This window comes from Allotabrizicola aquatica (SeqCode), assembly GCF_965194375.1.
Taxonomy (GTDB): domain Bacteria; phylum Pseudomonadota; class Alphaproteobacteria; order Rhodobacterales; family Rhodobacteraceae; genus Tabrizicola_A; species Tabrizicola_A aquatica.
Genome location: NZ_CBDAEL010000001.1, coordinates 1 through 20,121 on the forward strand (window position 1 = coordinate 1; position 20,121 = coordinate 20,121).

Below are 20,121 nucleotides of genomic sequence, written 5' to 3' on the forward strand. Positions count from 1 at the left end.
GGGCTACGGGTGGAGCGGCCCAATCAGGTCTGGTGTGCTGACATCACCTACATCCCGATGCGCCGTGGCTTCCTCTATCTGGTCGCCATCATGGACTGGTATACCCGCAAGGTGCTGGCCTGGCGGATATCCAACACGCTGGAAGCCGACTTCTGCGTGGAGGCTTTGAACGAGGCGATCCATAAGTTCGGCCCGCCCGAGATCATGAACACGGATCAGGGCAGCCAGTTCACGTCCTTCGTCTGGACTGACAGGCTGAAACGGGTTGGCACCCGGATCTCTATGGACGGCAAAGGGCGCTGCATCGACAACATCTTCATCGAGCGCCTGTGGCGGTCCCTGAAGTATGAATGCGTCTATCTGCACGCCTGGGAAACCGGATCGCAGGCACGGGTCGGCATCGGGCGCTGGATCACCTTCTACAACCACCAACGCCCTCACACTGCCCATGGCGGCCAACCGCCCGCCGTGGTCTACTTTAACCGCATTGAAACCGATCAGCAGGTGCAGGCAGTAGCTTAAACAACCCGGAAAGCTGTCCAAGAGTTGGGGAGTAGCTCACTGGCACGTTCAACTAAGGACTTGCTGGATTTGGTAGGTGTCATCACTGGCAAAGGCTGTCGTCTGGAGTTTGTGTCGGACAACTTGCAGTTCGGTGGGCAAGATGATGCTCGAAACGAGTTGATGCTCACGATGCTGGGGGCTTTTGCGACGTGGGAACGTAAGACGATGTTGTCACGTCAGAAGGAAGGGATTGCTGTAGTTAAAGCGAAGGATGCCTTGTTGCCCCAAGAACAACGCACCTACCGTGGCCGTCGAGCCACTATCTGTGAAGATGCAGTAAAGAAGCTGGTCGCTGACGGCTTGGGTGCTTCTGAGATTGCAAGGCGGCTTGGGGTGTCTCGCCAGAGCGTCTATCGGCTTGGGCTTTGGGGTTGATAGCTACAGATCAATCGGCCAAATGGAGCATTGATTTTACGCAAAACATATCTCTACAGCGTAAGCCCGTTAGCCGTATGGCAAGCCATGGTACGCATGCTTTCAAGTATGCAGCCTCGGAGACCGTCAACCGTGCGCGAATGACAAGTTATTCAACAGGGTTTTGATCTACTACCCAGCCATCTGGTGCAGTGTATCCACCACTAGGAGCCGTCCAAGTCTGACCCGTCGACGGGTTGATGTAACCCACAAGTGCCTGTGTCGCAATGCCGGTTGGCGGGATAAAACCGTCTGGCATTCCGTCAGGTGCATTTAGCTTGGCGTCGAAGGAAGTGCTTTCCGTAGTTGAAGATGGTGATCGATAGCTTTCAGAAGCTGCACTCTCCAATTTAGTAACGTTTTCGACACAACCACTTAGGGCTAAAACGCAAGAACAAACGAAAACCTTGCTGTACATAATGTCACCCTTGCCGCGCATTTATGTTGCCTTCCCGTGCCGACCAATCCCCTAAAGTCAGGATCGCGTGATTTTGCCGGTTTAACAAGCGTATTTCGATGAGTTGTATCTGCGGTGGTATGGCAATCAGAAAGCCCAGATGCCTTGGCTCAGCCTAGGGACCCTTGGAAAATCTGGCGTAGGATTCACTTGCCACTGGTTGCCCTGCCTCCATCCGAAACAAAAATTTCAATCTGCTTTGGGTGGCAGAGAGGTCCAAGGTTCTGGTGTAGCTACAATATACTTGGTCACGTAAGCAGAAGGTCTTCGCCTGTTCTCCATGTAACTACACCAAAGACTTGAGATGGCCTGTTAGCCGATGATGTGACAGTTGGAGGGACTATTGTAGGTGACCACAGAAAAGGGTTACTGACCATTTACTGGAAATGGGCGACTGACATCTAGCTACGAGATAGGAACCTACAATGGATAAGCTGATGGAACCTAAATGAACACATAAGCCTTTGTTTTTGTTACATGTGCGTTAACCGCGCCTTAACCAGCTTTGTCTATCCCCAAGGGATGCTTTCACCGCCCATGGCCGCCGACCCCACAGTGCTTTTGCATTCGATCTTCGGCTTTCCGGGCTTTCGGCCCGGACAGGAAGAGATTGTGAATGCCGTTCTGGCCGGGCGCAACACGCTGGCGATCATGCCAACGGGTGGCGGAAAATCTTTGTGTTTTCAGCTTCCTGCGCTGTGCCGAGACGGGGTGACGGTGGTTATCTCGCCGCTGATTGCGCTGATGCGCGATCAGGTCCGGGCGCTGCGCGCGGCGGGGGTTGAGGCGGGGGCGCTCACCTCGGGCAACACCGAGGAAGAAACCGAACAAGTGTTCGCAGCGCTGGATGAGGGGCGGCTGAAACTCTTGTACATGGCGCCAGAGCGGCTGGCCTCAGGCGCAACCCTTCCAATGCTCAGGCGCATCAACTGCACGCTGATCGCCGTGGATGAGGCGCATTGCGTCAGCCAATGGGGCCATGATTTCCGCCCCGATTATCTGCGCATCGGCGAGTTGCGCCGCGCCTTGAACGTGCCCTTGGCCGCCTTCACCGCCACGGCGGACGAAGAAACCCGGGCCGAGATTGTCACCCGCCTGTTTGACGGCGTCGCACCCGACAGTTTCTTGCGCGGCTTTGACCGGCCGAACATCCACCTTGCCTTTGCCGTCAAGGACAGCCCGCGCGACCAGATTCTGGCCTTTGCCGCCGCCCGCCGCGGGCAATCGGGCATTGTCTATTGCGCCACGCGGGCCAAAACCGAAACCCTCGCCGCCGCCCTGCGTGCCGAGGGGCACGCGACCGCCTTTTATCACGGCGGCATGGAGGCCGAGGCCCGCCGCCATGTCGAAATTCGCTTTCAGCAAGAAGATGGGCTGATCGTGGTGGCGACCATTGCTTTCGGCATGGGCATCGACAAGCCCGATATCCGCTGGGTTGCCCATGCTGATCTGCCAAAATCCATCGAAGGCTATTATCAGGAAATCGGCCGCGCGGGCCGCGATGGCGCTCCGGCCGAAACGCTTACCCTTTACGGCCCCGACGACATTCGCCTGCGCCGCACCCAGATTGACGAGGGGCTGGCCCCGCCCGACCGAAAAGCCGCCGATCACGCCCGCCTGAACGCGCTTTTGGGTCTGGCCGAGGCGATGGCCTGCCGTCGGCAGGTTCTGTTGGGCTATTTCGGTGAAGAGGCCCAGCCTTGTGGCACCTGCGACCTGTGCGACCGCCCCGCCGTTTTGTTCGACGCCACCGACGCCGTGCGAAAGGCGTTGTCGGCGATCCTGCGCACTGGCGAATGGTTCGGCGCGGGCCATCTGATTGATATCCTGACCGGGAACGCCACGGCCAAGGTCCGCGAAAAGGGCCACGATGGGCTGCCGACCTTTGGGGTGGGCAAGGATCTGTCCAAACCGGCCTGGGGCGCGGTCTTTCGCCAGATGATGGGCCGCGATCTGGTCCGCCCCGATGGCGACCGCTTCGGCGCGCTTCGCATGACCGATGCCGCCCGCCCCATTCTGCGCGGCGAGGCAAACATCACCCTTCGCCGTGACACGGTGGAGAAGGCCCGGCCGGGCTATACGGTCAAAACCCAAGTGGCCGATGAAGATGCAAGTCTGCTCTCCGCCCTGAAAGCAAAGCGCCGCGCCTTGGCCGAGGCGGCAGGCGCCCCAGCCTACGTAATTTTCCCCGACCGCACCTTGATTGAAATGGCCGAAAAACGCCCGATGACGCTGGATGAGATGATGGGCATCACCGGGGTGGGGGCGAAAAAGCTGGAAAGCTATGGCGCGCTGTTTCTGTCGGTCATCACCGGGGCCGAGACTGCCGCCCTGCACCCGGCGCGCAAGGCGCTGGTCGGGCGCGATGCAGGCGCCCTGTTTGACCGGCTGGCCGAGGTGCAACTGACCCTGTCGCGCGGCGATGATGGAACCGGCAAGTATCTGTCCTGCACCCATTCCACCCTGCGCCAGATCGCCGAACGCCGCCCTTCGACCTTGGGGGAAATGCAGGCCATTCAAGGCATGGGCGAGTTGAAAACCGACCGCTTTGGTACAGCCTTTCTTGAGGTCTTGCGCGAGGGCTGATCCGGGCTAGGTTCTGCCTGATAGGAGACGAATGATGCTGACCGTAATCTCTCCCGCCAAGCGGATGAATGAAAAGCCCCACGCCCTGCCCGCAGGGTTTTCGCTGACCCAGCCCGAATATGCCGCCGATGCGGCCGCCTTGGCCAAGCTGGCGCGCGGCCTTTCGGCTGATGATCTTTGCGGGCTGATGGACATCTCGCCCAAGCTGGGCGCGCTGAACCGCGACCGCTTTGCCAGCTTTGACCCCAAGGCCACGGGCCAAGCGGCGGCCTTCCTGTTTGACGGTGACACATATGCCGGGCTTGAGGCCCGGACGATGGAGCCAGACGCCTTGCGCTGGGCGCAGGGGCATCTGCGGATTCTCTCCGGCCTTTACGGGCTTTTACGGCCTTTGGACGGAATTCAGCCCTACCGGCTGGAAATGGGTATCCGGCTGGCCAACCCGCGCGGGGCGGATCTTTATGGATGGTGGGGGGTAAAGCCCGCGCAGGCGCTGAAATCGCTGGCGGCCGAGATGGGCGCAAAGGCCTTGGTCAACTGCGCCTCGACCGAGTATTTCGGGGCGGTGGATGTCAAGGCCTTGGGCCTGCCTATCATCACCCCCGTATTCTTGGAAGAAAAGGCTGGTGAGGCCAAGATCGTGTCGTTCTGGGCCAAAAAGGCACGCGGTGCCATGGCGCGGTTCATTGCCGACAACCACCTTACCGACCCGGCCGACCTGCGTGGTTTTGGCATCGGCGGCTATACCTTCCGGGCCGATCAATCTGATGCGACACGGCTGGTGTTCAGCCGTCAGGCCCCCGAGGCAGCGGCAGCCTGACCCGCCGTCACGCCGCGTTTTCGGTCGCCACCGCAATCGGCAAGGCCCCCTGCGGGCAAAAGTCGGCCAAGGTGGCAGTGATCGCCTGTTTGCGCAGCGGTTTGGTCATATAGCGGTCAATCCCAGCGGCCAGAATTGCCTCCGCGTCACCTTCCATCGCATGGGCGGTCAGCGCCACGATGGGCACATGTGCGGACCCACCCTCGGCGGCACGAATGGCCCGCGCGGCGTCGCGGCCATCCATTTCGGGCATCGAGATGTCCATGAAAATCATGTCAGGCTGGAAACTTTGCCACAGCGCCACGGCCTTTACCCCGTTGTCGGCAAAGACCAGATCAATGTCGATGTCGCGCACCATCTTTTGAAACACCAACTGGTTGGTGCGGTTGTCCTCGGCCACCAGAACCCGCATCTTGCGCACCTCACCCGGATACGGTGGGGCGGCAACGATGGGCGTTTCGGGCAAATTGGTGCCTGTGATCGCCTGCAAGCTGCGATAAAGATCCGCCCGCAGGATGGGCTTTTGCAGGATGCCCGCCAGATGCTCGGCCCCCGCCCCTTCACGCGCATTGGCGGGGCTGGAGGACAGCAACACCAAAGGCAGCCCATGACCCGCCGCGCGAATGCGGCTGGCCAGTTGCAACCCATCCATCTCGGGCATGTCATGGTCGGTGATGACCACATCAAAACCGCCCGCTTCCAGCGCGACCAGCGCCTCACCCCCCGAACGACATAGGGTCACCGCAATGCCACAAGGCACTAGCTGGCGTTCCAGAATGGTGCGGTTGATGAACTGGTCATCCACCACCAGCGCGCGCTTGATCGGGATGGGGCGGCGCGGTTGAACCACCTCTTCGGCCACCGGCAAGGTCAGCCGAAAGCCAAAGCATGACCCCTTGCCAACCTCACTGTCGACCCAGACCGCGCCCTCCATCCGTTCGATCAGACGCTGGCTGATGGCAAGGCCCAACCCCGTGCCTTCAAACTTGCGGTTCGACTGGCTTTCCACCTGATTGAACTCGCCAAAGATGTGATCAAGGTTTTCCGGCGCGATGCCAATCCCGGTATCTTCCACCGTGACATGCACCTGCTGGCGGCCCGGCGTATCCTCAAGCCCGACCACGCGCACCAGAACATGGCCCCTTTCGGTGAACTTCACCGCATTGCCAATGAGGTTGGTCAGAACCTGCCGCAGCCGCCCCGGATCACCGACATAGCGGGTGGGCAGGAACATGTCGAAATCGATCATCAGATCGATGCCCTTTTCCCGCGCGCGCGGCTGCAACAGCATGGTGACTTCGTGGATCGTCCGCTCCAGATCAAAGGGTTCGGGGTAAAGCGTCATCCTCTCAGCCTCAAGCTTCGAGTAATCAAGGATGTCATTGATGATGACCAATAGCGCCTCGCCCGACGACCGGATGGTCTCAGCGAACAGCCGCTGTTCCTCGGACAAAGCCGTATCGCACAACAGTTCCGCCATGCCGACGACACCGTTCATCGGCGTGCGGATTTCATGGGACATATTGGCAAGGAAGGCCGATTTGGCACGGTTCGCGGCCTCCGCCTCGGCGCGGGCAGCCTCAAGCGCGGCTTGCTGATCGCGCTGCGCGGTGATGTCTCGGCGCAAGCCCACGCGGCCACCATCGGGCGTGCGGTGGTCATGCTCTTCGATCCAGCGGCCATCCGACAGCTGACATTCGGTGATGCCATCCGCATGCCGCATCTGGGCCAGCCGTTCGGCCAGCCAATCCTCCTCACGCCCCACGGCTTCGGGAACGTGGCCACTGCGCAGACCATGGCGCAACAGGTCTTCGAAGGATGCGCCGGGCACCATCGCCTCGGCGCTGTCGGGGAACATGTCGCGGTAGCGGTGATTGAAAGCCAAAAGACGTTCCTCCCTGTCAAACAGCACAAATCCATCTGGAATCGCCTCAATCGCGGCCCAGATGCGCATTTCTTCGGTGATGTTCAGCGCGAGGCTGACGCGGTCGCCGTCGCGCGCGCGCCGGTCCACCAACCGCAGCCAGACGCCGCCGCGCAGTGGGACAACCACCGGTTCGATCACCTCACCCTGCCAGCGGTCCAGCATGCGGGCGCAGCAATCCTCGGCCGCCTCGCCTGCCAGTTCGATCAACCCATTGCAGGCGGCAATGCGTAGAATATCGCCATAGGTGGCGCCCAGCGCGATATCGGTGCCGCGAAAGGCGGCAAGATAGGCCGAATTGGCCGCCACAAGGCAGGAATTGGCATCAAACACCGCAAAGCCATCGGGGATGGTGTTGATCGAATCCCAAAGCCGCCGCTCGGCCATCACCGCCGCCGAGTGGGCGCGGTCCAGATCGCCCTTCACTTGGCTGTTCTGACCCTTCAAAAGCTCAGCCTCGGTCAGCGCAGATTTTACCACCTGCCGCTGTTCGACGATCTGGTCCGACAAGGCACGGGCATGCAGTGCCAGCTTTTCATTGGCGGCAAACAGCTCTCGGCTTTTCTGGTCCAGCAGCCGTTCGGCGGCCAGCCTTGCCCGCCGCTCTTTCGCCAAGCGTTCCGCGATCTCCATCCGTCCATCCTGCACGAACTTGCGCCACATCCCAGCGGCGCGCCGGGCCAAATTGGCGGAACAGTATGAAGACGGGCTTAACGACGATGGGGCAGGGCAAGCCGTAACGCAGCTTGCGTGCACAGGGCCCTGCGTGTCAGACTTTCCCCATTCAGACTCGGGGGTTTTTCAATGCGTGCGTTCCGGACAATTACCTTTGTCGGCGCGGTAGGTGCCGCAGTGTTAGCCTTTGCTGGATCCGGCATAGCCCAAGATCTGATCCCTGAACGCCGCCTTGTTCTGACCGATAACACCGACATGCCGGGTGGCGATCTGCAATCGATTTTCGACACCACGCTCGAGGCCTGCCAACGGGCCTGCCTGACAAACCCGTCCTGCACCGCCTTTACCTTCAACAGCCTGAAAGGCGCCTGTTTTCCAAAGTCAGCCCCCGGGGCGGCCATGCCCTTCAATGGGGCCTTATCGGGTTTCGTGCTAAATGCCGAAGCGGAAGCAGAGGCCCGCGCCAAGACCCGCTTGACCGAACTCAACTTCGTGCAAAGCTGGGAGGTGCCGGGGGTCGTGCAACAGGCCGAAACCCTTGCAAATGCCCATGTGACTGGTCCCTACAGCGCCGAGGAGCATTTCCGATCGGCCTTTGATGCCGAGGCCATGGGTGACCCCGCCGCCGCCAGCCGCTTTTTGGGCGCAGGGCTGAACCTGACCGATGCGGCCAGCGATTGGGCGGAATATGCCCGCCTGCTTTATGCCGCCGGGCAAGCAGACGAGAGCAACCGCCGATCCTATCACGAGCAGTCCTTCTTTGCTGCCGTCAACGCCTATCTGCGGGCCGACAACCCCGCCTTGCAGCATACGATTCTTGTCCAGATGGGGCAGGCGCTTGAAACCATCGACCGGGGCCGCGACACCGTGCAAGCGCTGCGGCTCGCGCAGGCGTTGCAGCCCCGCGACGACACCGCCGCAGCGCTGGAGGTGGCGGCTGGCCTTTACGGATTCCGGATTCTGGCCACCGATGTTCAGGCCGATTCCGCGCGTCCGCGCATCTGCCTCGGGTTTTCAGAAGATCTGGTGAAAACCGGGGTCGACTATGCCACTTTCGTTCAGCTTCCCGCGGCAGGGTTGACCGTCAGCTATGACGGCTGGCGTCAGCTTTGTGTCGAAGGGGTCGCCCATGGCAGCCGCCAGACCGTCACCTTCCGCGAAGGGCTTCCCTCAGCCGATGGGCAGGTCTTGGCCAAGTCAGTGGACATCACCGCCTATGTCCGCGACCGCAATCCGGGCGTGCGTTTTCCGGGCCGGGGGTATGTCTTGCCGCGCAGCGATACGGTGGCCGTTCCGGTGGAAACGGTGAACACCGACAAGCTGGACCTGACGCTCTATCGCGTGACTGACCGCAACCTGCTGCGCGCCGTGCAGAACGGCTATTTCAGCCAACCGATGCGCAACGATCAGGAATGGGAATTCAGCGCCGAAGTGGGCACCGAAATCTGGACCGGTTCCGCCTCGGTGCCGCAAGAGGTGAACAAGGATCTGACCACCCGCCTACCGCTGTCTGAAGCCTTGGCGGGCCAACCGGCGGGGGTTTACGCCCTACGCGCCAGCGTGCCGGGGGTTGACCCCTATCTTGTGCCCGCGGGATGGCAGTGGTTCGTGGTGTCCGATCTGGGGCTCACCAGCCTGTCTGGAGTTGATGGCCTGCATGTCTTTGTCCGCGCACTGGGCACGGCGGGGGCGAAAGAGGGTGTGACGGTCGACATGCTGTCGCGCGCCAATGAGGTGCTGGGCTCTGCCGTGACCGATGCAATGGGCTATGCGCGCTTTGATGCGGGCCTCACACGCGGCACGGGTTCGGCGGCCCCCGCGCTCATCGTGGCCAAGGATGGCAGCGGCGATCTGGCCTTCCTGTCGCTGACCGACCCCGAGTTTGACCTGTCAGACCGTGGGGTCGAAGGTCGTGAAGCCGCACCGCCGGTCGATGTGTTCCTGACCACCGACCGGGGCGCATACCGCGCGGGCGAAACGGTGTTTGCCACTGCCCTTGCCCGTGATGCGCAGGCGGGTGCGGTGGAAGGTCTGCCGCTGACCGCGATCCTCAAACGACCTGATGGCGTGGAATACTCGCGCGCCTTGGTGGCCGATGCGGGCGCAGGCGGTCATGTGTTCCAGATGCCCATTGCTGGCAGCGCCCCGCGTGGGGTCTGGCGGCTGGAGGTGTTCGCTGATCTGGACAGCGCGGCGCTGACCTCGAAAACCTTCTTAGTCGAAGATTTCCTGCCCGAGCGCATCGACTTTACGCTGGCTTTGGCCAACCTGGACATTCGCCTTGGCGACACGCCCGATCTGACGGTTGACGCGAAGTATCTCTTTGGCGCGCCCGGCGCTGATCTGGCGGTTGAGGGTGAAGTACTCCTCCGCGCGGCCCCCGAACTTGCCGCCTTCCCCGGCTATCTGATCGGCCGTCACGACCAACCCTTTGAAGCAGTGATGGACAGCTTTTCCCCCATCCGCACCGATATAGATGGCAAGGCCACGATCGCGCTGCCCCTGCCACAGGTGGATGACCCCGCCCGCCCCCTGGAGATGCGCGCCATCGTCCGCGTCGCCGAAGGCTCGGGCCGCCCGGTCGAACGGCAGGTGACGCAGCTTCTGGCGCCCTCGTCCCCAATGATCGGCATCAAACCCATGTTTGACGGCGTGGCCCCAGAAGGTGCCGAGGCGCGGTTCAGCCTGATCGGCATTGGCGCCGATCTGAAACCCATGGCCATGACGCTGCGCTACACCGTGAACCGGGTTGAGACACAGTATCAGTGGTATCAGCAAAACGGCAATTGGATGTGGGAGCCCGTCACCTCGCGCAACCGCGTGGCCGAAGGGGAAGTGACCCTGACCGCCGAGGCCTCTGAAATCGCTGTGCCGGTTGAATGGGGGGAATATGAGATTCTCGTCGAAGCCACAGGCGATGTGCAGGCCGCAACCTCAACCACCTTCTACGCGGGTTGGTATGCGTCCGCCGACGCCTCCGCCACGCCTGACACACTGGAACTTTCGCTGGACCGTCCCGCCTACAAACCCGGCGACACCGCCACCTTGCGGCTGGTGCCGCGCGCGGCGGGCACGGCGCTGATCACCGTGCTGTCCAACCGCCTCGTCGCCATGCAGGCGGTCGAGGTGACCAAGGGCGAAAACCTGATCCAGCTTCCCGTCACCGATGATTGGGGTGCAGGCGTTTATGTCACCGCCTCGGTCCTGCGGCCGATGGACGTGGCCGCAGGCCGCAACCCAGCGCGGGCCTTGGGGCTAACCCATGCCGCGATTGACCCCGGCGCGCGGGCGCTGACGACCACCATCAAAGCCCCGGCTGAGGCCGCCCCGCGCGGGCCGCTTGAGGTGGCGGTCAAGGTTGAAGGCGTGGCCGCCAGTGAGACGGCCTATGTCACGCTGGCCGCTGTCGACGTGGGCATCCTGAACCTCACAGGCTTTGCCGCGCCAGACCCGCAGGGCCATTACTCTGGCCAGCGCAAACTGGGCGTCGGCATCCGCGATGTCTATGGCCGATTGATTGACGGGTTGAACGGTGCCGAAGGCCAAGTGCGATCCGGCGGCGACGCAGGCGCACAGGCTCGGCTACAATCGCCGCCGCCCACCGAAGTGCTGGCGGCCTATTTCTCCGGCCCCATCACCGTTGGCCCTGATGGGCTGGCCAAGGCTTCGTTCAACCTGCCCTCTTTCAACGGCACGGTGAAACTGATGGCCGTGGCATGGTCCAAAACCGGGGTCGGTCAGGCCAGTGCCGATGTCTTGGTGCGCGATCCGGTCGTCGTCACCGCCTCAATCCCGCGCTTCCTGTCGCCGGGCGATGAAAGCCGCCTCCTCCTCGAGATCGTCCACGCCACCGGCCCCACGGGCCGGATGGGCCTGGACGTCTCGTCGCAGGGGCTCGCCTTGGGACAGGTGCCTTCAGGCTTTGATCTGGGCGACAAGGCCAAGGCGGTCTTTGCCGTGCAACTGACGGCGGGCGAGATCGGGCTGCAGACCATCGACGTCAACCTAACCACGCCAGATGGCAAGCAGTTGAAAAAGACGCTCACCGTGCCAGTGCAAATGAATGATCCACAGGTGGTGCGCGTCAGCCGCCTGACGCTGGCCAAGGGCCAGGAATTCACCTTTGACGACAACGCCTTTGCTGGGCTTGTCCCCGGCTCAGGCCGCGCGACGATGGCCGTTGGCCCCTTGGCGCGGATCAACGCGCCGGGCATCCTCGCCGCGCTGGACCGCTATCCCTATGGCTGCACCGAACAGATCACCTCCAAGGCGTTGCCTTTGCTGTACTTCGATCAGGTCGCCGTAGCACTCGACCTGCCGCAGGCCGACAACATCAAAGCCCGGGTGGAAGACAGCATCACCGAAATCCTGATGAACCAGTCCTCCAACGGCGGCTTTGGTCTCTGGGGGCCGTCGGACGGTGACATGTGGCTTGATGCCTTTGTCACCGACTTCCTGTCACGCGCCAAAGCGCGCGGCTTTGTGGTGCCGGATTTGGCCCTGCGCCGCGCCTTGGACAACCTGCGCAATCAGGTCAACTATCACCCCGATTTCGACAGTGGCGGTGAAGCGCTGGCCTATGCGCTGATGGTGCTGGCCCGCGAAGGCGCGGCGGCGGTGGGCGATCTGCGCTATTACGCCGACGTCAAGGGCGATGCCTTTGCCACCCCCACCGCCATGGCACAACTGGGCGCAGCCCTTGCCGCCTATGGTGACCAACCCCGCGCCGATGCCATGTTCCGTCAGGCAGCGGCGGCGATGGAGGCGCTGCAAGGCCCCGACATGGAACAGATCTTCCGCGCCGACTATGGCACCAACTTCCGCGACGCTGCCGCCGTTCTGGCGCTGGCGGCCGAGGCAGGCAGCGCCGTGGTCGATCAAGAGGCGCTGACCATGCAGCTGATCACCGACCGGGGCCTTTCGACCCAAGAGGCGACATGGGCGCTTTTGGCCGCCAACGCGCTGATTGACCGCGCCGGTGCCAAAGGCATCACCATCGACGGCGTCCCAGCCTCTGGCCCCTTGGTCAAGGTGCTGGACGCCACCAACACCGCGCCGGTGAAGGTCAAGAACGACAGCGACGCCGACACGGTGCTCACCCTCACCACCTACGGTGTGCCGTCAGAACCTGAACCCGCAGGCGGCACCGGCTATGCCATCAGCCGCAGCTATTTCACCTTGCAGGGCGAACCCGTCACGCTGGACGCGGTGAAGGTGGGCGACCGTTTTGTCACCGTGCTTGAGGTCACCCCCTTTGGCCGGGGTGAGGCGCGGCTGATGGTGTCAGACCCGCTTCCAGCCGGGTTTGAAATCGACAACCCCAACCTCATTTCCGCAGGCGCTATTGAGGCGCTGGATTGGCTGGGGCTCGAATCCGAAGTTGCCCATCGCGAGTTCCGCCAAGATCGGTTCCTCACCGCGATTGACCGCTATTCGAACCAGCCCTTCAAACTGGCCTATGTGGTCCGTGCCGTGTCGCCGGGCAGCTTCCACCACCCCGCCGCCTCGGTTGAGGATATGTATCGGCCAGACATGACGGGCCGGTCCGACACCGGGCGCGTCATCATCGTGGAATGATGCGCGCGCGGGGCATCTTCTGGCTGGCGGCAGGGCTGTTCCTTGCCGCCTTTGCCCGCGACCGGGTGGATATCTGGATCGACGACACCCGCCTGCCCCCCTTGGCGCTGGCCACATCAGTGCAGGTCTTGGACCGCGAGGGCACGCTTTTGCGCGCCTATACCGTGGCCGATGGCCGCTGGCGGCTGGCGGTCACGCCGGATCAGGTGGACCCGGCTTTTGCCACCGCCCTCATGGCCTATGAGGACAAACGGTTCTTGTCCCACAACGGGGTGGACGGTCGCGCCATGACGCGGGCCGTTGCGCAGGCGGTCTGGCATGGGCGGGTGGTGTCGGGCGGATCCACGTTGACCATGCAAGTGGCGCGACTGTTGGAAGAAGGCACGACCGGAGAGGTGTCGGGCAAGCTGCGCCAGATGCGCGTGGCTTGGGCGCTGGAACAGCGGCTGACCAAGGACGACATCCTTGGCCTTTACCTGCTGCTCGCTCCCTATGGTGGCAATCTGGAAGGCATTCGCGCAGCGACGCTCTCGTACTTCGGCAAGGAACCGAAACGCCTGACCCCCGCCGAAATCGCCCTTCTGGTTGCCGTTCCGCAAAACCCCGAAACCCGCCGCCCCGACCGCCACGTTGCCCGCGCAACAGCGGCGCGCGACCGCGTGCTGGCGCGTGCCGAAACCGACGGGCTGATCGAGGCCGATCAGGCCAAGGCGGCCCGCACCGAACCAGTCCCTGCCACGCGCAAACCCTTTCCCGCCCTGGCCGCCCACCTCGCTGACCGCGCCCGCACGCAGGACCCCAGCGCGCAAACCCACCACCTGACGCTGGACCGCAGCCTGCAAACTGCGCTGGAAACACTGGCTTCCGAAGGGATTGCCGGCCAAGGCGACAGGCTGCAAATCGCGCTGGTGGTGGCCGATCATCAGACCGGCGACATCCTTGCCTCGGTCGGCTCAGCAGGTTTCACCGAAGATGCCCGCGCGGGCTTTGTCGACATGACCCAAGCCTTGCGCAGCCCCGGTTCCACGCTGAAACCCTTGGTCTATGGGCTGGCCTTTGACGAAGGGCTGGCCCATCCCGAGACGCTGATCGAAGATCGGCCGAGCGATTTCTCCGGCTACCGCCCGCAGAATTTTGACCGCCAGTATCGCGGCACGATCCGGGCGCGTGAAGCGTTGCAGCAATCGCTGAACATCCCCGTTGTGGCCCTGACCGAAGCCCTTGGCCCCGCCCGATTGCTGACCGCTTTGGACAAGGCCGGGGTGCGGTACGACATGCCCGAAGGTCAACCGGGGCTGGCAATCGCCTTGGGCGGCATTGGCGTGACGCTGCAAGACATGGTGCAACTTTACGCCGCCATCGCGCGCGGCGGGGCGACGCTGCCGCTGCGCTGGCGCACGGACACCCCGCACGAGGAGGGCCAGCGCCTGCTGGCCACGACGAGTGCATGGTTCGTCGGCGACATTCTGGCAGGGCTCGCCCCGCCGCCCGGCGCGCCACAGAACCGGCTGGCTTACAAAACCGGCACCTCCTATGGCCACCGCGACGCTTGGGCGATTGGCTATGACGGGCGGCATGTGATTGGGGTCTGGATGGGGCGGCCCGATGGCACGCCGGTGCCGGGTGTGTTCGGGGCTGATCTGGCCGCACCCGTACTGTTTCAGGCCTTCGCGCGCCTGAAGCCCGCGCTCGACCCACAGCCACCCGCGCCCCCGGCGACGCTTCTGGTCGCCAATGCCCAACTCCCCCAACCCCTGCAACGCTTTCGCAACCGCTCTGCCGCCTTTGAGGCCGCCGCCGATGACCCCACCGTCGCCTTTCCCCCCGATGGCGCCGAGGTGGAACTCTTGCCCGCCGGCCTTCTGGCCAAGGTCGAAGGCGGCACCGCCCCCTTCACATGGCTGGCTGATGGCGCTCCGGTGGCGCTGTCGCTGCGCGACCGGGCGGTGATGCTGCCCGGCCTTGGTCAGGGCTTTGTCACGCTTTCGGTGATCGACGCGGCAGGCCGATCCGCCCGCGCAACGGTGCGGCTGCGATAGGCGTCAGACCCGCTCAATCGCCAAGGCGATGCCCTGACCGCCGCCGATGCACATAGTCACCAGCGCGATCTTGCCCCCGATCCGCTCCAACTCATGCAGCGCCTTGACGGTGATGATCGCCCCTGTCGCCCCCACCGGATGGCCCAGCGCCACCGCGCCGCCATTCGGGTTCACCCGCGCCGGGTCCAATCCCAACCCGCGATTGACCGCAATCGCCTGCGCGGCAAAGGCCTCATTCGATTCTACCACATCGAAATCGGCAGGCTTGATCCCCAGCTTGGCACACAGTTGTTGCACCGCCGGAATGGGCCCCAACCCCATGACACGCGGCGCGACGCCCGCCACAGCATAGCCCATGATCCGCGCCCGTGGCGTCAATCCACCCAAGGCCGCCTCACGCGCCAGCACCAAGGCAGCCGCACCGTCATTGATGCCGCTCGCGTTGCCCGCCGTCACCGTGCCGTCCTTCTGAAAGGCCGGGCGCAATCCCGCCAAAGCCTCGGCCGTCGTGGCCTTGGGGTGTTCATCTACTGAAAAAGTCACCGGCCCTTTCCGGCTGGCAATCTCGATCGGCGCGATCTGATCTACAAACCGCCCCTCGGCAATCGCACGCGCAGCGCGGGTCTGGCTTTCCAGCGCAAAGGCGTCTTGGTCGGCGCGGCTGATCCCGCCCTCTGCCGCCACGTTCTCGGCCGTAATCCCCATATGCCCGGTGCCAAAAGGACAGGTCAGCGCGCCGGTCATCATGTCCAGCGCCTTGGTGTCCCCCATCTTCTGCCCAAACCGCGCGGCTTGCAGGATATAGGGCGCCCGGCTCATACACTCGGCACCCCCGGCCAGCGCCATGTCAGCATCGCCCAGCATCAGCATCTGCGCCGCCGAGACAATCGCCTGCGCGCCCGACCCGCAAAGCCGATTGACGTTCATCGCCACGGCCCCCTCGGGCACCCCGGCCTTCATCGCCGCCACACGGCTGAGATACATGTCGCGCGGCTCGGTGTTCAGCACATGGCCAAAAACCGATGTGCCAATCTGGCCCGCCTCAATGCCCGCGCGGGCAATGGCGGCCTGTGCAGCATGGGTGGCCAGATCAATCGGCGACAGGGCCGAAAGGCTGCCGCCAAAGCCGCCAATCGCAGTGCGGGCAGCGGAAAGGATATAGACATCGGTCATGGTTTCACCTTGTCGGGATGAGCGGCGGCAATCGCCGGGATCGCCTCCAACTCTGCCACGATCCGGCAGATTTGCACGTGCGACGTCACGTCCACCTCCCAGCGGCGGGCGTTATAGACCTGCGGCAACAGGCACAGATCGGCCATGGTGATCTGATCGCCATGGCAAAACCGCCCGGTGGCAGGATGGTTCAGCATCCCCTCAACCGCCACCAACCCTTCGCCGATGAACTTTTTCTGCCACCCGGCCATGGTGATCGCCCCGGCCGAGGCGGCTTCGACATAGCGTCCAACCCGCAGGTTGCAGATCGGGTGAATCTCCATCGCCACCGCATAAGACAGCGCACGCACCCGCGCCCGCCCTGCCGCATCGGCGGGCAAAAGACCGCCGCGCGTGTCGTTCAGATACTCGATGATCGCCAAGGACTGCGTCAGCGTCAGCCCGTCGATTTCAACCGAGGGCACCAAGCCTTGCGGATTGCGCGCCATATTCGCAGCACCCACCTGCTCGGCCTGCAAAAGGTCCACCGGAATGGCTTCAAACCCCTCGCCCAAAAGGTTCAACGCCATGCGCACACGGTATGAGGCGGAGGACCGCCAGTAGTCATAAAGCCGGGTCATCTGTCCTCATAAAGTCTATGGAGGCCGGTTTGGAAGCCCTCGGCATCGGGGCCAAGCAGGGCCAAAAGCTCAGCCTGATAAGCGTCGGCAATCGGTACGATGCGCGCAATCAGCGCGCCGCCTTTGGCCGTCAGCCGCATGTCCAATAAACGCCGATCCTCGGGGTTTTCGCGCTTTTCGATCAAGCCAGCGGCTTCCAACCGCGCCGCTGCGCGGCTGACCTTGGACTTGTCCATATCCACCCGCGCATGGATTTCACGCACCGACACCGCATCCGATTGCGCCAAATGAGCCAGCACCCGCCACTCCGGGATCGTCAGGCCAAACTCAGCCTTGTACCTCTCGGCGAATTGCCGCGAGATTCGGCTGGAGGCCACAGCAAGCTGGTAAGGCAGGAAGTCAGAGAGGTCAAAACTCATGGCGGCACCCGGCAGTTCACAGGCAAAGCCTGCCCGCAAGCCGCCGGTCGCGCAAGGGCGTTCAGGGATCCGCGCAAAGCCGATTGACCTTGGCCATGCCGCCGATTAGGGCACCAAAGACAGCTTTTGGCAGGACCATGAACACCGGCACAAAATTTCTGCTTTTGGCAACCGGACTGGCCGCCTTTGTGCTTTTGGGCATGGCGCAGGCCATCTTTGGGCCGGTCTTGCCCAGCTATGCCAAGACCTTCGGGCTGGACGTGTCGTCGGTCGGTTGGTTGTTGTCCTTGTTCTGGGGCGGCTGTCTGGCAGCGGTCATCGCCGTTTATTTCTTGCCCACCCAACTTGGGCCAAAGTCGGGGCTGGCGCTGGCCGCAATCGGGACGGCCCTTTTGGCGCTGATGAACAATTGGGCGCTGGTCTTGCTGGGTGGCACACTGTTCGGCGCGGGCTATGGGGTCATCGCGGCGGTCTACAATCCGCGCGTGCTGTCGGCCTATGGCCCCCGTGGACCGGCGATGATGAGCCTTCTCAACGCCATCTTCACCTTAGGGGCCATCGCAGCACCGCAGATCTTTCTGGCCTTTAACAGCGATCCGGCACTCACCTTTTGGCTGTTCACCGCCCTTACAGTGCTGATCTTCGTTGCCACGACCGGGATGGGAGATACCCGAGTTCAAGCCCAAGCCGAAACGGGACCGCTGCGGATAGATTGGCCGGTTCTGGGCTTTGCGGCCCTGGGAATTGGGATGGAAGCCAGTCTGGTTGGCCTTGGTCCAACCGCCTTGGTGATCGCCGGTCAAAGCGAAGCCCAAGCGACCGCGCTTTTGTCGCTGTTCTTTATTGCCTATTTGATTGCGCGCCTGACGATTGTGTTCATCGCGAACATTGTACCGGCCTTCCTCTTGTATATCGGCGCAACGGCTCTGACCGCGGCTTTGGCGGCGGGCATTGTTCTGGGCGGGGATCCGACGATCTTGTTTCCGCTCTTGGGGTTTGGCTGTGGGCTCTTTTTCTATGGCGGCTATTTGACCGGACTGGCGCGCATGGGCCCCAGCACGCGGGTGTCGGCGATCATGCTGGGCGCGGGTCTCTGCGGTGCGATTGTGCAACCGATTGTGGTCACGCAAGCACTTGGCCATCTTGGGCCAAACGGATTTTTCTATATCGTCCTTGGCATGACGTCGCTGTTGTTGGTTGCGGCCCTTCTGGCCGCCCCACGGCTTTTGCGCCGCTGAGATCTGTCGAGACCCGCAACAGCACCGCGCCATGCCCCCAAGGCGTGACCCCACCCCATTAGAGCCTAAGCCTTAAGAACCAAGATTAGGTGACGAGAGTTGACTTCGTTGCAGCTGCAACGATATTTAATGGATCAAAGACTCATATATCCCTCAACCATTGTGCGAGGTCTTCGGATGAACACGCAGAATATCCCTTCGGGCATGGTTCGGGCGGTCTCGCCCGTTGGCACGCATGAGTTCTACATGCCCGGTTTTGGCAATGACTTTGAAACCGAGGCGCTTCCGGGTGCATTGCCGCAGGGCATGAACTCTCCCCAAAAGTGCAACTACGGCCTTTATGGCGAGCAGCTGTCCGGCACCGCCTTTACCGCGCCCAGCCATCAGAACGAACGCACTTGGTGCTACCGCATCCGGCCTTCGGTCAAGCACACGCATCGGTTCAAGAAAATCGCCGTGCCGCATTGGAAATCGGCCCCGCTGATTGATCCCGACATCATCTCGCTTGGCCAATACCGCTGGGACCCGGTGGCCGTGCCAGATCAGCCGCTGACCTGGATCACCGGCATGCGCACCATGACAACGGCGGGTGATGTGAACACCCAGACTGGCATGGCCAGCCACATGTATCTGGTGAACCAGTCGATGAAGGACGAATACTTCTTCTCGGCCGATGGTGAGCTGTTGGTCGTGCCGCAAGAGGGCCGTCTGCGGTTCTGCACCGAGCTTGGGATCATTGATCTGGAGCCAAAGGAAATCGCCATCTTGCCGCGCGGGCTGGTCTACCGGGTGGAGGTGCTGGAAGGCCCTGCGCGGGGGTTTGTCTGCGAGAATTACGGCCAGAAGTTCACCCTGCCGGGGCGCGGCCCCATCGGGGCAAATTGCATGGCCAACCCGCGCGATTTCAAGACGCCGGTGGCGGCGTTTGAGGATCGCGAGGTGCCCTCAACCGTCACCGTCAAATGGTGCGGCCAGTTCCATGAGACGAAGATCGGCCACTCGCCCCTGGACGTGGTGGCATGGCATGGCAACTACGCGCCCCTGAAATACGACCTGCGCACCTATTGCCCGGTCGGCGCGATTTTGTTCGACCACCCCGATCCGTCGATCTTTACCGTCTTGACCGCGCCGAGCGGCATCGAAGGCACCGCGAACATCGACTTTGTCTTGTTCCGCGACCGCTGGATGGTGGCCGAAAACACCTTCCGCCCGCCATGGTACCACAAGAACGTGATGTCCGAGTTGATGGGCAACATTTATGGAATCTATGACGCCAAGCCCAAGGGCTTTGTCCCCGGCGGCATGTCCTTGCACAATTGCATGCTGCCGCATGGGCCGGACAAGACCGCCTTTGAAGGGGCGTCGAATGCGGATCTCAAGGCAGAAAAGCTGACCGAGACCATGAGCTTTATGTTCGAAACCCGCTTTCCGCAGCACCTGACACCTTTTGCCGCCACGGCAGGGCATTTGCAGGAAGATTACATTGATTGTTGGGGGTCTTTGGAGAAGAAGTTCGACGGCACGCCCGGGCTGAAATGAGGAGCGGGGGCCAGCCCCCGCGCCCCCGGGATATTTGAACCGCCTTGAAGGCAGAGCCCGTCTCGGGTCTGGTAGG

At 62.6% G+C, this 20,121-nt stretch carries 13 protein-coding genes; 8 read left to right on the forward strand and 5 right to left on the reverse strand.

Annotated elements, in window-relative coordinates:
• A partial coding sequence (locus tag AC72UB_RS00005) for an IS3 family transposase (protein WP_505187962.1) occupies positions 1-522 on the forward strand: 522 nt, incomplete at its 5' end.
• A gap of 24 nt (positions 523-546) precedes the next feature.
• A complete protein-coding gene (locus tag AC72UB_RS00010; protein WP_505187963.1) occupies positions 547-939 on the forward strand; it encodes a recombinase family protein in 393 nt (130 codons plus the stop codon).
• Between the two features lie 148 nt (positions 940-1,087).
• Here the strand turns inward: AC72UB_RS00010 and AC72UB_RS00015 are convergent, their stop codons facing one another.
• Positions 1,088-1,417, reverse strand: coding sequence for a hypothetical protein (locus tag AC72UB_RS00015; RefSeq protein WP_505187964.1), 330 nt, complete (start codon positions 1,415-1,417; stop codon positions 1,088-1,090).
• A 555-nt stretch (positions 1,418-1,972) separates the two neighbouring features.
• Here AC72UB_RS00015 and recQ point away from each other — a divergent pair.
• Positions 1,973-4,021: a DNA helicase RecQ gene (gene recQ, locus AC72UB_RS00020; RefSeq protein WP_505187965.1), complete on the forward strand. Its 2,049-nt coding sequence runs from the start codon at positions 1,973-1,975 to the stop codon at positions 4,019-4,021.
• Positions 4,022-4,055: 34 nt separating this feature from the next.
• Entirely contained in the window at positions 4,056-4,841 is a 786-nt protein-coding gene (gene yaaA / locus AC72UB_RS00025; protein ID WP_505187966.1) for a peroxide stress protein YaaA, read from the forward strand.
• Between the two features lie 7 nt (positions 4,842-4,848).
• Here the strand turns inward: yaaA and AC72UB_RS00030 are convergent, their stop codons facing one another.
• Complete coding sequence (locus AC72UB_RS00030; RefSeq protein ID WP_505187967.1) at positions 4,849-7,398, reverse strand: hybrid sensor histidine kinase/response regulator; 2,550 nt, start codon at positions 7,396-7,398, stop codon at positions 4,849-4,851.
• A gap of 171 nt (positions 7,399-7,569) precedes the next feature.
• Between AC72UB_RS00030 and AC72UB_RS00035 the strand changes: the two genes are divergently transcribed.
• The gene (locus tag AC72UB_RS00035; protein ID WP_505187968.1) at positions 7,570-13,017 is read left to right on the forward strand and encodes an alpha-2-macroglobulin family protein; all 5,448 of its coding nucleotides are present in this window, start codon (positions 7,570-7,572) and stop codon (positions 13,015-13,017) included.
• Entirely contained in the window at positions 13,014-15,056 is a 2,043-nt protein-coding gene (gene pbpC, locus AC72UB_RS00040; RefSeq protein WP_505187969.1) for a penicillin-binding protein 1C, read from the forward strand. Before AC72UB_RS00035 ends, pbpC begins: the two co-directional genes overlap by 4 nt.
• 3 nt (positions 15,057-15,059) lie before the next feature.
• Here the strand turns inward: pbpC and bktB are convergent, their stop codons facing one another.
• From bktB to AC72UB_RS00055, 3 genes are read right to left on the reverse strand one after another with little or no spacing between them, the layout of a single operon-like run.
• The gene (bktB, locus tag AC72UB_RS00045; RefSeq protein WP_505187970.1) at positions 15,060-16,229 is read right to left on the reverse strand and encodes a beta-ketothiolase BktB; all 1,170 of its coding nucleotides are present in this window, start codon (positions 16,227-16,229) and stop codon (positions 15,060-15,062) included.
• Positions 16,226-16,849 (reverse strand): maleylacetoacetate isomerase, encoded by a 624-nt coding sequence (gene maiA / locus AC72UB_RS00050; RefSeq protein WP_505187971.1) that lies wholly within the window; start codon positions 16,847-16,849, stop codon positions 16,226-16,228. Before maiA ends, bktB begins: the two co-directional genes overlap by 4 nt.
• Complete coding sequence (locus AC72UB_RS00055; protein ID WP_505187972.1) at positions 16,846-17,268, reverse strand: MarR family winged helix-turn-helix transcriptional regulator; 423 nt, start codon at positions 17,266-17,268, stop codon at positions 16,846-16,848. The genes maiA and AC72UB_RS00055 overlap by 4 nt, the downstream gene beginning before the upstream one ends.
• 137 nt (positions 17,269-17,405) lie before the next feature.
• Between AC72UB_RS00055 and AC72UB_RS00060 the strand changes: the two genes are divergently transcribed.
• The gene (locus AC72UB_RS00060) at positions 17,406-18,506 is read left to right on the forward strand and encodes an MFS transporter (RefSeq protein ID WP_505187973.1); all 1,101 of its coding nucleotides are present in this window, start codon (positions 17,406-17,408) and stop codon (positions 18,504-18,506) included.
• A 177-nt stretch (positions 18,507-18,683) separates the two neighbouring features.
• Positions 18,684-20,045 (forward strand): homogentisate 1,2-dioxygenase, encoded by a 1,362-nt coding sequence (gene hmgA, locus AC72UB_RS00065; protein ID WP_463290254.1) that lies wholly within the window; start codon positions 18,684-18,686, stop codon positions 20,043-20,045.
• The last annotated feature ends 76 nt before the right edge of the window (positions 20,046-20,121 follow it).